The organism is Embleya sp. NPDC005971, from assembly GCF_040629175.1.
In the GTDB taxonomy this organism is placed as follows: Bacteria; Actinomycetota; Actinomycetes; order Streptomycetales; family Streptomycetaceae; genus Embleya.
In genome coordinates, this window is record NZ_JBEXUX010000083.1 from 24,821 (window position 1) to 39,246 (window position 14,426).

The 14,426-nt window shown below is 70.6% G+C and carries 16 protein-coding genes and 1 pseudogene; 8 read left to right on the forward strand and 9 right to left on the reverse strand.

Annotated features, from left to right (window positions below):
• Positions 1-120: 120 nt before the first annotated feature.
• The 3 genes from ABZ374_RS42175 to ABZ374_RS42185 all read right to left on the reverse strand — a co-directional run bounded on the left by ABZ374_RS42175 (position 121) and on the right by ABZ374_RS42185 (position 2,972).
• Positions 121-1,008, reverse strand: coding sequence for a hypothetical protein (locus ABZ374_RS42175; protein WP_360322735.1), 888 nt, complete (start codon positions 1,006-1,008; stop codon positions 121-123).
• Positions 1,008-1,766: a ParA family protein gene (locus ABZ374_RS42180; protein WP_360322736.1), complete on the reverse strand. Its 759-nt coding sequence runs from the start codon at positions 1,764-1,766 to the stop codon at positions 1,008-1,010. The genes ABZ374_RS42175 and ABZ374_RS42180 overlap by 1 nt, the downstream gene beginning before the upstream one ends.
• A gap of 246 nt (positions 1,767-2,012) precedes the next feature.
• Positions 2,013-2,972, reverse strand: coding sequence for an alpha/beta hydrolase (locus tag ABZ374_RS42185; protein ID WP_360322738.1), 960 nt, complete (start codon positions 2,970-2,972; stop codon positions 2,013-2,015).
• Between the two features lie 410 nt (positions 2,973-3,382).
• On the opposite strand from ABZ374_RS42185, the gene ABZ374_RS42190 reads away from it, so the two are divergent.
• A complete protein-coding gene (locus ABZ374_RS42190; protein ID WP_360322740.1) occupies positions 3,383-3,721 on the forward strand; it encodes a metalloregulator ArsR/SmtB family transcription factor in 339 nt (112 codons plus the stop codon).
• Positions 3,718-4,440, forward strand: coding sequence for a cation transporter (locus tag ABZ374_RS42195; protein ID WP_360322742.1), 723 nt, complete (start codon positions 3,718-3,720; stop codon positions 4,438-4,440). Before ABZ374_RS42190 ends, ABZ374_RS42195 begins: the two co-directional genes overlap by 4 nt.
• A gap of 151 nt (positions 4,441-4,591) precedes the next feature.
• Here ABZ374_RS42195 and ABZ374_RS42200 read toward each other — a convergent pair whose 3' ends face one another.
• Positions 4,592-4,720 carry a hypothetical protein gene (locus ABZ374_RS42200; RefSeq protein WP_360322744.1) on the reverse strand — a complete coding sequence of 43 codons (129 nt, stop codon included), beginning with the start codon at positions 4,718-4,720 and terminating at the stop codon, positions 4,592-4,594.
• Between the two features lie 579 nt (positions 4,721-5,299).
• Here ABZ374_RS42200 and ABZ374_RS42205 point away from each other — a divergent pair.
• Positions 5,300-5,689 carry a DUF1801 domain-containing protein gene (locus ABZ374_RS42205; RefSeq protein ID WP_360322746.1) on the forward strand — a complete coding sequence of 130 codons (390 nt, stop codon included), beginning with the start codon at positions 5,300-5,302 and terminating at the stop codon, positions 5,687-5,689.
• A 55-nt stretch (positions 5,690-5,744) separates the two neighbouring features.
• Here ABZ374_RS42205 and ABZ374_RS42210 read toward each other — a convergent pair whose 3' ends face one another.
• Positions 5,745-6,437: a TetR/AcrR family transcriptional regulator C-terminal domain-containing protein gene (locus ABZ374_RS42210; RefSeq protein WP_360322748.1), complete on the reverse strand. Its 693-nt coding sequence runs from the start codon at positions 6,435-6,437 to the stop codon at positions 5,745-5,747.
• A gap of 107 nt (positions 6,438-6,544) precedes the next feature.
• On the opposite strand from ABZ374_RS42210, the gene ABZ374_RS42215 reads away from it, so the two are divergent.
• From ABZ374_RS42215 to ABZ374_RS42225, 3 genes are all read left to right on the forward strand, one after another.
• Positions 6,545-7,663 carry an NAD(P)/FAD-dependent oxidoreductase gene (locus ABZ374_RS42215; RefSeq protein ID WP_360322750.1) on the forward strand — a complete coding sequence of 373 codons (1,119 nt, stop codon included), beginning with the start codon at positions 6,545-6,547 and terminating at the stop codon, positions 7,661-7,663.
• A 366-nt stretch (positions 7,664-8,029) separates the two neighbouring features.
• Complete coding sequence (locus tag ABZ374_RS42220) at positions 8,030-8,263, forward strand: hypothetical protein (protein ID WP_360322752.1); 234 nt, start codon at positions 8,030-8,032, stop codon at positions 8,261-8,263.
• Positions 8,264-8,440: 177 nt separating this feature from the next.
• Positions 8,441-9,085: a DUF2637 domain-containing protein gene (locus tag ABZ374_RS42225; RefSeq protein WP_360322754.1), complete on the forward strand. Its 645-nt coding sequence runs from the start codon at positions 8,441-8,443 to the stop codon at positions 9,083-9,085.
• Positions 9,086-9,185: 100 nt separating this feature from the next.
• Here ABZ374_RS42225 and ABZ374_RS42230 read toward each other — a convergent pair whose 3' ends face one another.
• From ABZ374_RS42230 to ABZ374_RS42240, 3 genes are all read right to left on the reverse strand, one after another.
• Positions 9,186-10,205, reverse strand: coding sequence for an aldo/keto reductase (locus ABZ374_RS42230; protein ID WP_360322756.1), 1,020 nt, complete (start codon positions 10,203-10,205; stop codon positions 9,186-9,188).
• A gap of 258 nt (positions 10,206-10,463) precedes the next feature.
• The gene (locus ABZ374_RS42235; protein ID WP_360322758.1) at positions 10,464-11,414 is read right to left on the reverse strand and encodes a sigma-70 family RNA polymerase sigma factor; all 951 of its coding nucleotides are present in this window, start codon (positions 11,412-11,414) and stop codon (positions 10,464-10,466) included.
• Complete coding sequence (locus ABZ374_RS42240; RefSeq protein WP_360322760.1) at positions 11,411-12,841, reverse strand: DHA2 family efflux MFS transporter permease subunit; 1,431 nt, start codon at positions 12,839-12,841, stop codon at positions 11,411-11,413. Before ABZ374_RS42240 ends, ABZ374_RS42235 begins: the two co-directional genes overlap by 4 nt.
• A gap of 170 nt (positions 12,842-13,011) precedes the next feature.
• Here ABZ374_RS42240 and ABZ374_RS42245 point away from each other — a divergent pair, with 170 nt between their 5' ends.
• Positions 13,012-13,317: a hypothetical protein gene (locus ABZ374_RS42245; protein ID WP_360322762.1), complete on the forward strand. Its 306-nt coding sequence runs from the start codon at positions 13,012-13,014 to the stop codon at positions 13,315-13,317.
• Positions 13,318-13,584: 267 nt separating this feature from the next.
• A complete protein-coding gene (locus tag ABZ374_RS42250) occupies positions 13,585-14,019 on the forward strand; it encodes a hypothetical protein (protein ID WP_360322766.1) in 435 nt (144 codons plus the stop codon).
• A 103-nt stretch (positions 14,020-14,122) separates the two neighbouring features.
• Here the strand turns inward: ABZ374_RS42250 and ABZ374_RS42255 are convergent.
• Positions 14,123-14,221 (reverse strand): annotated as a pseudogene (locus ABZ374_RS42255) (DNA-binding response regulator); the annotation flags it as partial.
• Between the last annotated feature and the right edge of the window lie 205 nt (positions 14,222-14,426).

The window sequence follows — 14,426 nt, forward strand, 5'->3', positions numbered from 1 at the left end:
ATCACCGAGACCCGACGACGCGCGTCCCACGCCCCGCCCGCAACCGCGCCCCGGCCGAGTCCAATTGGACTCACCCGAAGCAACGCCCCGCCTGCCCCGCCCCGGCGGCCATCGCCCCCGTTACGCCGACACGACGCCCCGACCCGCATCCGAGCGGGCCCCCGGGACCGCGCCCGACCCCGCCCCCGATTCGGACCCGACATCCACCCCGGAACCAGAACCAGAACCGGAATCGGCACCGGAATCGGCACCGCCCCCGACCACCCCATCCGTCTCCGCAAGTTCCCGTCGCACCCGAGCCACCTGACGTTCGAGTTCGTCCAGGTAGGCCACCGCCGCCGCCCGGTCCTGCCGAGCCAGCGTGGTCAGCCAACGCCGCGGGATGGTGTCCGCGGCCTTGGCCGTGTAGTCGACCACCCGATCACCCTCGGCCTCCGGCTCGATGCCGAGCGAGTCGAGATAGCTCCGCACCTGCTCGACCGCCGCCGCCGGCGAGAACGCCTCGCCGACCGCCGCCACCGCACCGCGCAGCACCGCCGCCGTCAGCGGTACGGACTCCGCCTCGGCGACCGTGCGGTACACCGTCACCGCGGCCTCGTTCCCGTACCGACCCGCGAGCGGCACCAGTTCGCGGACCTGGGCCTCGTTCACGGCCCTGAGTCCGATCGGACTCAACGCTTCCGCGATCGGCCACGCCTGGATCAACCGGTCCGCGTACCGGCGCTGCATGTCCCAGCGGTCGAGGCAGTAGTCCTCGAAGCTCTCGTAGCGGGTGCGGTACAGCCGGGCGTCCCGAACGATCTGCAACGCTTTGCCGGCCGCCCAGAACGCGACCCGCAACGTCTCGATCGCCGCCTCGCACGCGGCCAGTTGCCGCTGCTCGTCGTCGATCAGTACCGGACTGTCGGACAGCGGCCGAAACGGCGCCGGCAGTTCCTTGGCCATATCGGCGGCGGTCCGCAGCCGACGCGGCTCGGCGGCCGTCCTGGGAGTACGTTGACGGCCCATCAGATCGCCTGCTCGATCGCGAGGGCGAGCTTGTAGAAGTCCTCGCGGGCACGCAACGCCGTACCGCTCTCCTTGTATTGGGTGACCACGAGCCCGCCCTCCGCCGCATGAGCGTGAATCTTGTACTTGCGAATCGGCTCCCGCGCCCGGGGGTAGCCGCGTTCGTCTATCCACGCCTCGACCCGGGCCCGATCGGTCTCCCCGTCGCGCGGATCCCACAGGTTCACCACCGCGATGTACGGGATACCGCGCGGCTTGAGCACCCGCTCGATCGTGTACTCGCTGGGCGACCAGCTCATGAACTCCGGCGTGATCGGGACCACCGCCAGGTCCGCCACTTCGAGCATGTCGCGCAGGGCGTCCGCCGCCGCGCCGTGCCCGAGTGGGTCGGTGGCGAGTTCGGCCTCGGGGTCGGTGTCCATGAAGCCGGGGCTGTCCACGACGATGCGCGCGACCCCCGGGTCGGCCTTCAACTCGGCCAGCATGCCGGGCTTGCCCTTGGTGGACATGTAGTCGAACGGCAGGAGTTCCTCGGGTACCCGATCCGCCCAGTCCTCCATCGACCCCTGTGGGTCGATTCCGCAGGCGACCACGGGTGCGTCGGCGTCCGCGGCGATCGGCCCGGTGGGGGTGAAGTTCTGCCCCTGCACGGCGGCCAGATTCACCGCGATGGTGCTCTTGCCGACACCACCCTTGCGGTTGATGACGACCACGACTTTGGCTCTGGGCACTGCCGCCGATCTGCGGGCAGGGCTCATCTGGGACCTCCGTTGGCTTCCCCATCACGGGTACTCGGACGCCGCCCAGCATGCCAGAGCCCCGACCGGCAACCCCCTTTCGGGACACGCGACACTCCGCGATGTCGACCACATCGGTGATACCGGGCGATCCCGGATGTCCGAGAGCGATCCGACCATTGCTCCCGAACCGGCCGACGACAACACAGGTCCGTCACCCCGATCGGGGTGTTCCTCGATACCTGCCGGACGCCGACCCGGTCGGATTCAGTCGTATCGGACGTCGGCGACGTCGGCGAAGAAGCGGTCGGCGGCCGCGGCGGCGGACGGCGCCACCCGGTCCATGGACAGGAAGCCGTGGATCATCCCGGGCTCGCGGCGATGCCGGACCCGGACCCCGGCGGCGGCGAGGCGGGCGGCGTACTCGTCGCCCTCGTCGCGCAGCGGGTCGTGTTCGGCGGTGACGACCACGGCCGGCGGCAGGCCCGACAGGTCGGCGGCGAACAGCGGACTGACCGTCGGATCGGTACGACGGGCCACGTCCGGCAGCAAGTTGGCCACGCCCCACGCGACGGCGTCGGTGGTCAGGCCCCAGCCGGCGGCCTTGTCGCGCGTACTCGGCCGGGACAACGTCAGGTCGGTATTGGGGCACGCGAGGAACTGCGCCGCCGGCAACGGGCCGCCCTCGGCGCGCATCCGCAGACAGGTCAACGCCGCCAGATGCCCGCCCGAACTGTCCCCCGCCACCGCCGGCGGCCCCGCCGCACCCGACAGTTCACGCGCGTGCTCGGCGGCCCAGCGAAAGGCCGCGGCGGCGTCGTCGGGCCCGGCCGGCCAAGGGTGTTCGGGCGCGAGGCGATAGTCGACGGCCAGTACGGCGATCCGCGCGGCGAGGGCAAGCCGACGGCACAGCCGATCGTGCGATTCCAGGCCGCCGATGGTCCACATTCCCCCGTGCAGGAAGACCACCAGCGGAAGCGGATCAAGGGTGGGCCGGTACAGACGAACCGGAATCGGCGACACGGTAACCGCGGGACCCGCCACGAGAAGGTCCCGCACCTCGGCCAACTCGGGCCCGGCCGGCCCGCCCACCACGCGCTGTCGTTGCCGCCGCCGCATCTCGACGGCACCGACTTCCCGCGCACCGGGGCCACCTGCGCGGCGCTCCGCCGCCAGGTAGGCAGCGAGTTCGCCATCCGCGACTGCGCCCACTTCGTCGACACCCATGCTCCCCAGCTTGCCGGCCACTCCCCTGGCCAACTCCGGTCACGTGCACGCCCCGTGCGATCCGGCCGCCCGCCTGTCCGCCCGTCCGCCCGAGACCACGCCCGCCACGGCATTCGGTCAGGCCCCGAAGTCCCCTCGGAGATGGACGAGTTCCAGCGGAGGACCACGAGCCCAAAGCGGCACGACGAAGGCTTCGACCGCTTCCGAAAGACCCACCTCCGCAGAAATCGCCTGCTCGATCCCCGCGTAGCGCGGCCGCAGGTGGCCAACCACAAGCGACCGCGGCCCCGCCCCGCATCGGCCACCGGGCGCGTGCAACGAGGCCGCCGCGCAGGACGGTTCGAGCCAGGCGTGGCGACGACCTTCGATCCACCATTTCCTGAATTCAGCAATACGTGTACCGTCAGGGTGTGCTGACCGTCGCCCCCGACATCGAGGTGCTGGCCCGTTTCGGCCGCGCGCTCGCCGATCCGATCCGCTGCCGGCTGCTGCTCGCGTTGCGCGAGGCCCCGGCCCACCCCTCCGACCTGGCCGACCGGCTCGGCATCTCCCGAACCCGGTTGTCGAATCACCTGGCCTGCCTGCGCGACTGCGGCCTGGTCGTCGCCGTGCCCGTCGGTCGGCGCTCCCGCTACGAACTCGCCGACGAGCGCCTCGGCCACGCTCTGGACGATCTGCGCACCGCGGTGCTCGCCGTCGCGGCGGACAAGACCTGCCCGGACACCGCGACGAAGGGCTGCTGCGGATGACCGTGACGTCCCTGAGCCCCGGCCCGGCCCGCCGGGACGTATTGGCGCGCCGGATCCGGTTGCTGGTCGCGGCGACCATCACCTACAACGTCGTCGAGGCGGTCGTCGCGATCACCGCCGGGACGGTGGCCTCCTCGACCGCGCTGGTCGGGTTCGGCGTGGACTCGGTCATCGAGGTCTCCTCCGCTGCGGCGGTCGCCTGGCAGTTCTCCGCCCACGAGCACGCCGTGCGCGAGGCGCGGGAGAAGACGACGCTGCGAATCGTCGCGCTCTCCTTCTTCGCGCTCGCCGCCTACGTGGGCGTGGACGCGGTGCGCACCCTGACCGGCGCCGCCGAGGCCGACCGCTCGATCCCCGGGATCGTGATTGCCGCGCTGTCACTCGCGATCATGCCGTTCCTGTCCGCGGCGCAGCGCCGGGCCGGACGGGAACTCGGCTCCGCCGGCGCGGTCGCCGACTCCAAGCAGACCCTGCTGTGCACCTACCTCTCCGCCGTGCTCCTGGTCGGCCTGATCCTCAACGCCACCCTCGGCTGGTCCTGGGCCGACCCGATCGCCGCCCTGGTCATCGCGGTGGTCGCCGTGAAGGAAGGCCGCGACGCCTGGCAGGGCAAAGGCTGCTGCGCGCCTTCGGCCACCGGGGTTGCCTCTCCCGCAGCAGCCGTCGCAGCCGAGACGGACGCGTGCGGCTGCCGTCCCGACTGCGACTGTTGCGCCTGAGATCGATGGCACCCCTGCCGTGGATGCACGGTCGACCACGACGGCGACGCGGGACTCCGGCGCCGCCTGCGCGGGCAGTTGCGCCCCGCCGCCGGCGACGCCGCGAACGCACTTGACCACAAGGCGACTTCGGACCGACCGACGGTCGCCGTCACCTCGGCGCGGGCCCGGCACCGTGCCGGTAGGCGTCGGCCGGCGTCAGGAACAGGGACAGGTTCGGGGTCAAGCCGACCTCCTGGGTGGCCACGGGTCGGGTTGCCTCGAAGCGCCGGATGATCACGAAGCCGCCCCTCCGCGTGGCTGATCCGTGCCCAGGGCACCACACCCTGCTTGCCGTGGACGCCGGCGGCGGAAATGGTGATCCGGCCGAAGGCGAGCGTCTTGCCGGCGCCGAGCGTCGCCCGGGCGGCGGGCAGGAGGGCTCCGGGCCACGTGTTCGTCGATCAGCGGGCCGAGCGCGGCGTACCGTTGCACCGGCTCGACGGGGGTGTTCGGGTTGCCTCCTTGGCGCGGGTCCCGATACACGCCGGCGGCTTTCAGGCGGACGCCGTCGGTACGGACCACCTCCCACGTGAAGACGGTGCCGTCATAACGATTGTGGTCGAGCATCGTGGTGACGAGCAGAAGGCACTCGACGACGGTGTCCCAGCGGAAGAACAGGGTCCGCGCTCCGTGACAACCCGACGAAGGCCGCCCGAGCGGGCGTCGCGAACTCGAATCAGGCCGTAACCCGGCGGGCCGGCAGGTCGAGCAGCCCGCGTCGCCGCCCCGGCAGGCCGGGCGCCGGCATCCGCAGGGCGTGACCATCTCGCGCGCGTTGTGGGGGATTTGCGGGAGGGGTCGGCTAGCGTGCGGGGTCATGACGTATGACACCGACTCGCGGGTCGACGACTACATCGAGGGTCTTCCCGGCTGGCAGCAGGCCGTCTGTCGGGAGGTGCGGGATCTCGTGCACGGCGCGGATCCGGAGGTGGTGGAGACCATCAAGCGCACCGTGCGGCCGTACTTCGTGCTTCAGGGCAACATCTGTGCGCTGTTGGCGGCCAAGGACCATGTCAACGTGTTCCTCTACGACGGGGCGATCGTCCCGGATCCCGAGGGGATCATCACCGGTGGGCACGACAACAAGACCGCTCGCACCGTGGCGGTGCGCGAGGGCGAAAGCATCAACGCGCCGGCCCTCACGGCGATGTTCAAGCAGATCATCGCGAACAACCGGGCCGGTGGGTGGCGAAAGCTGAAGCACTGACGGCCGATGGACACCGACCGGCACCGACCCGCTCACCTTCCGCGCGAGCCGAACGTCAGGCCGGTGGCACGGTGAGTTTGGCGGCCACCGCGTCGAGGACCCAGTCCAGGCCGGTCACGAACGATGCCTCCGCGTCCACATCCGTGCCGTCGTACACGGCCTTGGCCAACGCCGGGAAGCGGCCCGTGGCCAACATCCTGGTGAGATGTGGGCCGAAGGCGCGTTGCCAGTCGTGCTTGGACAACCCCGTGGCGCGCTCGGCTCGCAGGTTGGCGACCTCGCGCCTGATCGCGCCGGTGTAGTAGGCGCCGACCGTCTCCACGGCGCGCATGACGGTGTCGACATCGGCGAGGCCGTCGAGGGCGGCCAGCGTGGCCTCGGCCACGGCGAGGCCGTTCGGGCCCAGGGTCGGGCGACCGCCGAGCAGGTCGGCCAGCCATTCGTGCCGGAGAGCGGCCTGCCTGGTGCGGTGGGCGAGGACGCGCAGCGCCTCCCGCCAGTCGCCGGGTTGTTCCTCGGGGAGGATCTCGGCGTGGACCTCGTCCAGCATGAGGTCGAACAGTTCCTCCTTGGTGGAGATGTATCCGTACAGCCGCATCGGGCCGGCGTCCAGCCGCGCGGCGACCTTGCGCAACGACACCGCGTCCAGCCCGCCCTCGTCGGCCAGTGCGACGGCGGCGGCGACGATCCGCTCCCGGTCGAGCGGTACGGGGCGAATCGGCGGCTCCGGCCGGTCCCACACAGTCATGGCCATACCGTACCGATGCAAGGCACCGTACCGATGCAGGACACCGTATCGATCCGACGCACCGCACTGTTGCGATGCAACGTATCGTGTAAATACAGTGTATCGACATGAGACACCGAATCGCCGTAGTCGGAAGCGGTCCCGCCGGCCTCACCTTCGCCCGCGTGCTGCATCGCCATGGTCATCCCGTCACCATCCTCGAACGCGACCCCACCCCCGACGCCCGCCCCCCGGGCGGCACGCTGGACCTGCACAAGGGACTGGGCCGACTCGCGCTGGACAAGGCGGGGCTGTCGGCGGAGTTCGACGTGCTGTCCCGTCCCGAGGGGCAGGCCATGCGCATCCTGGACACCGCCGGAGCCGTCCTGCGCGACTGGCCACCGGGTCCGGACGACCGGGCCAATCCCGAGATCGACCGCGGGCAACTCCGCGACCTGTTGCTCGGCCCGCTCGACGTGCGGTGGGGGCAGGGCGTGACCCGGGTGGTGCCGGGGACCGAGGACGGCGTATCGGTGCATTTCGCGGACGGCCGACAGGAGACGTTCGACCTCGTGGTCGGCGCGGACGGCGCCTGGTCCCGGGTCCGCCCGGCACTCTCGTCGGTGAAGCCGCACTACACCGGTGTCACCTTCGTCGAGACCTCCCTGGACGACGTCGACACCCGCCATCCCGACCTCGCCCGGTTGGTCGGCGACGGTTCCGTGGCCGTGTACGGCGTGAACCGAGCCCTCGTCGCCCAGCGCAACAGCGGCGGCCACGTCAAGGTGTACGCCCAGTTCCGCGCGCCGCTGGACTGGCACGCGAACCTGGACCTGTCCGACGCCGAGGCCGTGCGATCGAGTCTGCTGGCCCGATTCGACGGCTGGGCCGCTCCCGTCCTCGAACTCCTCCACCGCGGCGGCACTTTCGTGCACCGCCCCCTGTACGTCCTGCCCGTGTCGCACACCTGGACCCACGTCCGCGGGGTGACGCTCCTGGGCGACGCCGCGCATCTGATGCCCCCGCTGGGGGCGGGCGCGAACCTCGCGATGTTGGAGGGCGCCGAACTCGCCGAGGCCATCGCCACCTGCCAGGGAGATCCGGACGAGGCCGTCCGCGCCTTCGAGGAACAGATGTGGGCACGGGCCGGCAAGTGGGCGAAGATCACCACGGCCGGGCTGGACCGCCTCGTGAGCCCGGACCCCGCCGACGCCCTGGCCCTCTTCGACCAAGTCCAGCCGTCCTGACGGCCGAACGGCACGAGAGGGTCGGCGCGAAGTTCTCGGGGGCGCGGCCGGGGTGACAAGGATTCCAGCCGAATATGTGCACGGCGGAAGATAGGACTGCCGACGGGAGGGCATTCCGAATCTTTACCAACCCGTGAGTTGTCCATTACGAAAGTAAAGACTCCGTCAGCGAACGGCCCATCTTCCCTGCAACGGCACGGAATTCGCGCTCTCGGCGGCGAAAAATCCGTCGCCCCGGTGTTCGGAAAAGCACGAGCGCAGTCGAGCGGGACGCGCATCCGGGTGGTTGTTCACCAATTCGGAGCAGATCCAACCAGGAGGGTGTGTCGTTACCCGGGCGTGACTCCCCGCGCATCCACCTCCGCCGTGGCTCCTCCCACGCTCGCCCAACGCGCCTTCCCCATGGGGGATTGGGTCCTCACCCCTCGCGCGGCAACGTTCCGCAAACGGTCCCCGCACGCGTTCATCGAGCGTGCGGGGCAGCGCGTCCCGCTTCGTCATTGCTCCGCCGACATGGAGCAGTTCGCCCTGACGATGGTGTTGATCGCCGCCGAGTACTCGCGCCGCCTCGACGACGTCCTGGACGAGCCACAGTCCTGAATTTCAGGACCACCGTCGACAATTTAAATGTTGTATTCGGCATCCGAAATGTTGTATTCGGCATCCCAAGACCCCCTATCACATGAATGAATCAAGCATATGTATCAAGGTTATGGATACGACCCGTATCTCCCGCCCGCCAGGCAATTCCCCCCGGGCGCCGCACCGCCTCCCGACGTGGCGGAGTGGCCGACGGCGAACACGGCGGTGTCACCGGACGGGCTTTCCCCGTCGTTCGCGGTGGTGGGCGATCCGGCGTTCGAGGCCGACCTCGCCCGACTCCTGGCCGGCCCGATCGACGACGCCCCCACCACCGTCGAACTGCCGACCCCGATCCGGGGACCGAGCAGTCATCGCCGGCGCCCCCCGGAGACCGCCCTCCCGATCACCGGCGCTCGGCGACTGGACCGGCTCAGCCGCTCCATGGTGGTGGTCAGCGTCGTGTTGGTCGCCACGATCAGCGTGCTCGCCGCGCTGATCGCCCTGGCACCGATGCGGCACACCGCCGACACGCCCGCCGGCCCGGCCCGCTGGTGGCCCGTCCTGGTCCAGGGGCCGTGGGTGGTGGCCTCGCTGTCGATTCTGCGTTCCAGCCTGCACCGTCGCCGGGCACTGCACTCGTGGATCGTGGTCGTCGCCTTCGCCGGCCTGTCCATGGCGCTGTCCCTCACCCACGCCCCCATGACCCTCCAGGGCATCGTCGTCGCCATCCTTCCCGCGGTGGCGACCACGGCCTGCCTGCACCAACTCGTACGCCAGATCACCTTGACCCGACCACCGCGACGATCCGTCCCCGGCCAGGGCCGCAACCCCCCGCTCTGAGCCATGCCCGTCCGCGCGAGCCACCGGATCCGCACGCGGCGACGTCGCTCCGGATCCCACGCGGGCACCACCCGAACGCGAGAGGTTGCAGCCGGGGCGATCAGCGGCGCCGCAGGGACGGGTCGAGGAGTGCGGGCGGGGTGTCGTTCTTCTCATGTGCGGCGAGGTCGGTGCCCGGGGCGACGATCGCGTCGATCGCGTCGAGTACGTCGGCCGAGAGCGTGGTGTCGGCGGCGGCAAGCTGCGCGTGCAGGTGGGCCGGGGTACGGGGGCCGATGAGCGCGCTGGTCACACCGGGGTGCGCGGTCACGAAGCCGAGCGCGAGCTGAATCATCGTCAGGCCGGCCTCGGCGGCGACGCCGGCCAGTTGCTCGACGGCGTCGAGCCGGGCCCGGTTGGCGGGGATGGTGAGGTCGAAGCGCTGCGGCATGAACGTCGAGCGGCTGGTGGTGATCTCACTGCCCGCACGGATCGAGCCCGACAGCCAGCCCGAGGCCAGTGGGCTCCAGGCCAGCACGCCGAGCCCGTACTCTTCGGTCACCGGCAGCACGTGGGCCTCGATCCCGCGCTGCAGGATCGAGTAGCTGGGCTGTTCGACGACGTACCGACTCAGGTGGTGCTCGCGGGCCGCCCACTGGGCCTGCACGATGCGGTGGGCCGGGAAGGTCGAGGAACCGAAGTAGCGGATCTTTCCCGCGCGCTGCAGGTCGGTCAACGCCGACAGGGTCTCCTCGTCGTCGGTGTTCGGGTCCCACCGGTGCATTTGGTAGAGGTCGACGTGGTCGACGCCGAGCCGACGCAGGCTGTCCTCCAACGCGGTGATCAGCCAGCGACGCGAGCCGCCTCGGCGATTGGGCTCGTCGCCCATCGGCATGGTCGCCTTGGTGGCGAGCACGATGTCGTCGCGGCGGCCCGCGATGGCCTTGCCGACCATCTCCTCCGACTCGCCGCCGCTGTACACGTCGGCGGTGTCGATCAGGTTGATCCCCGCTTCCAGGGCGGCGTCGACGATGGCGGTCGTCTCGTCCTGGGTGGTGCGCCCGATCCTGCCGAAGTTCATCGCGCCGAGCGCGAGGCTGCCGACCTGCACGCCGGTGCGGCCCAAGGTGCGGTACTGCATGACCGTGTCTCCTCATTGCGAGTGAAGCGTGGTGCGGTGCATGGCTTGCCTGCCGGTCCCGTCTCGGCAGCATCACCAAAACGGAACCGCATTCCGGAACCATACGGAACATGGTTCCGTTTCTGCAAGCGACGCGTGGGCACACGGCGCGGCGAACGACGGCGACGGCCCGGGACGGTCGGCCCCGGCCGGGCGAGGAACACCCGAGGCCGCGCCACGGTCACCCGCCGGGCAGCGGCTCCGCGCGACCGCGGATCGTTACGCCGCACCCCTGACGATCGGCAGGCCGAAGGACGGGAACAGGTCCGCTCGGTGGAAGGCGAGGACGGCCGAGATGCCCGCCTTGGTCACCGTCGGCACCTGGATCGCGTGTGCGTGGAACGCGTCGTCCCGTCCGTGGACGTACATCGCGAACGCGGGCCGGCCGTTCGCCGACGTCTCGACCAGGATCCGCTGTCCCGGACCCGGCCGCAGCTTCGCCGCGAGCAGCCGCAATACGCTCGCGCGACCGTCGAACCAGGTCGGAATCGGCGGCATCTCCCAGCGGGTGTCCTGGGTCAGCAAACTCTCCAGGGCCGCCATGTCGGCCTGCTCGAAGGCTTGCGCATACCGATCGAGGAGCGCGCGGCGTGCCGGTTCGTCCGGTTCGGCGAACTGGTCCTCCTCCGGGGCGAGTCGGGCGAGTTCCGCACGGGCTCGCTGGAGCGAGCTGTTCACCGCCGCCGTCGTCGTGCCGAGCAGATTCGCCACCTCCGACGCCCGCCACGACACGACGTCGCGCAGAATCAACACCGCGCGCCGGCGTGGCGGCAGGTGCTGCAACGCGGCGATCATCGCCAACCGGAGGCTCTGCCGAGTCTCCACGACCAGGGCCGGATCGGCGTTCGAGAGAAGATCCGGGAACGGCTCCAACCAGGTCACCTCCGCGGCCGGCGACTCCAGGTCGTCGGGGTCGGTACCGGGCGCGCCCAGCGCCGACGGCACCATCCGGCGGCTGCTGTGCTTCAGCGCGTTCAGGCAGACCCGGGTGGCGATCCGGTACAGCCAGGTCTTGATCGACGAGCGTTGCTCGAACTCCGCGAACCCTCGCCACGCCCGCAGGTACGTCTCCTGTACCGCGTCCTCCGCGTCGTGCCGCGATGCCAGCATGCGGTAGCAGTGCGCGATCAACTCGCCCCGGTGTCGCGCGAATTCGTCTTCCAGGTTCATACCGCCTCCTCGACCGACTCCCGGCGGGGCGCCGAACCGGCCGGACCCGCCGGGCCGGGGGTGCGCCGAGCCCCGATGCCGAGTCCGGCGAGTGCGCCGAGCAGCGACAGTACGCCGCACCCGGCCAGGGCCCGGGCGAACGCCGAGGTCGGCGACGCGTAGCCCCCGGCGTCGGCGAACACGGTGGCCAGGGCGGCGACTCCGACGACACCGCCGAGTTGGCGCATCATGCTGTAGATGCCGGAGGCGATGCCGACGGCTTCGCGGGGCAGTGCTCCGACACTGGCGCTCTGCGTCGCCGGCATCGCCATCGAGACACCGCAACCGGCCACGATCAGCGCAGGCAACAGTTCGACGTAGCGGACCGAGGTGTCGGTGACCAGGCTGATCCAGAACATGCCGACGGCTTGCAGAACCAGTCCGGCCACCACGAGCGGGCGTTCGCCGATCCGGTCCACCAGGCGGCCGGATATCGGTGCCGTCAGGAAGAGGGTGGCGGTCCAGGGCAACAGTTGCAGGCCGGCCTCCATCGGTCCGGAACCGAAGAGGGTCTGCATGTACTGGGCGAGGAAGAAGACCGCGCCGAAGAGTGCGGCGGTGAGGAAGAAGCCGGCCGCGTTGCCGGCCGAGAACGCCCGGGTACGGAAATAGGACAGCGGCACCATCGGCTGTGGCGCGCGCCGCTCCCAGGCCACGAACGCCGCGAGCAGCAGCGCGCCCAGGACGAACGAGCCGAGCACCTCGACGCCGGCCCAGCCGGCCGCTCGGCCGCGAACCACGCCCCAGACGATGCCGAGGACGGCCGACGAGATCAGGACGGCGCCGCGGACGTCCACTCGGCGGGCCGGCCCTCGGCTCTCCGGGATCCTGCGGAGCACGAGCGGGATGGCGAGCGCGCCGACCGGCACGTTGATCCAGAAGATCCACTGCCAGGCCAGGCCCTCCGTCACGGCGCCGCCGACCATCGGGCCGCTGAGTACGGCCAGGCCGGTCAGGCCGCTGAAGATGCCGATCGCCCAGCCGCGACGCTCGGGCGGGAAGGCGGCGCCGAGCAGACCCATCGCCAGGGGCATCACGACGGCGGCCCCGATGCCCTGGAGGACACGGGCCGCGATCAGCCACGACACCGAGGTCGCCGGCGCACACGCGATCGAGGCGACGGAGAAGATGGCGAGGCCGGTCGCGAACATCCGACGCCGGCCCCACCGGTCACCGATCGCCGCCGCGACCGGCAACAACATCGCGAAGGTGAGGCTGTAGGCGTTCACCGTCCATTCCAACTCCTCGATCGAGGCGCCGAGATCCTGCCTGATGGTGGTCAGTGCCGCCGCGACCACCAGCGCGTCGAGTGCCACCATCACCGAGCCGATCGCGGTCAGGCCCAGCACCCAGCGCTGCTCGACGGTCGTGCGTTCCCTGCTGCTCACGAAGGTCCCTCCAGAAGTCCGCTCTCATCGGTACCGACAACTGCGGAGGGGCGAAGTAATCGTGGTGGGCGTGGTGGGCGTGGTGGGCCTGACACTCGTTGCGATGAGTTCGCGGGTTTCGCGTTGTCGAAGTCGGTGACAGCGAAATCGAGCGAGAAGAGCCCGAACCCATGACCACAGCAGTCATCCGCTACCGGACCAGGCCCGAGGCGGCCGAGGAGAACCAGCGCCTGATCGAGAACGTCTTCGCCGAACTGGAGAGCACGGCGCCGCCCGGCCTGCGGTACAGCAGCTTCCGGCTGACCGACGGCGTCACCTTCGTCCACGTCGTCGACGGCGAGGGCCTCGCGGAGTTGCCCGCGTTCCGCGAGTTCCAACGCGACCTCGGCACCCGCCTGGCCGCCGACCTCGTCCGCGACGATGCGACCCTGCTGGGTTCGTACGCGACGGCGACGGCGACGACCGCGCAGGGCTGACAAAGCAGCCGTGGCATCGCCCGTGCGCGCCGGGGGACGGCGGATCTCCGGCGCGCACGAACGGCTCCGCCGCCCATCCCGCCGGGTCGGCGGCGGCGCCGGGCCACGCCCTCGGACAGCGGGCTATCGTCGGCAACACGCGGTGGGCAACCGGCGGTCGGCCGGAAGTGGTGACCCCGTCCCGGCTGTTCGATGCGCCGTCGAGGGCTGTGCGGGCTCCCGGTCGTCTCCAGCCGGCCGCCGAATCGAAAGGGTGGGGTCGTGGGCATGATCGAGCGGCTGTGGACGGCCGGCGAGATACCTCTGTGGGACGGGCTGTACCGGCCGGACGACACCGGCCTGGAACTCCATGTGGACGGCCCCGGGGCCTACCACCCGGACGCCGGACAGCCGATCCCCTTCCGCCTCGGAGACCCGCTCGACGTGGCCCGGGCCATCGAGGAGGGCGGCACCAACGAGGTGGACACCTACTTCGAGAGCGCGCTGCCGGACGGGTCGGGTCGGCTGTCCGGCGGCGGCGCCGGAATGGGCAACATCGGCTACCTCGCCCGTCTCGACGCCGACCGCCGCCTGCGGTGGGTCGCCTCCATGTTCTGCTCCAACCCGTTCACGGGAGTGCGCTACGAAGGAGCAAGCGCCGTCTTCACCAACGACTGGAGAAACCTCCTGACCCTCGACCTCACCGACCCCGCTCTCACCTGACCCCGGTGGACCCCGAAGCACGGCGGCGACCCTCCCCGAGGAGATCGGCATACCGCCTTCCCGATGCCGTTGGCGAGCCGTCGAGGTGGCCGGCTAGGCGGGGTCAGGGGTAGAGGCCGGCTCGGAAGGTGAACGAGACGAGTTGTGCTCGATCACGTGCGCCGACCTTCGTCATGGCCCGCACCGCATGCGTCTTTGGGCTGGGTCGCGGGTGTGGTGGGCGGGGTGGGGGGCTTTCGGCGATGGGGCGTTGCTTTTTGTTGGGCGCCTTTGGCGCCGGCTCGCGAGGCACCACTTTTTTGTTCCGTCGCAGGCTCCTCCACAAAAAAGTGGCCCCTCGCTCGTGACTTCGTGTCCCTGCGCTTCGCTCCGGGCCACGAAGTCAACGTTTTGCGGCTCCGCCGCTC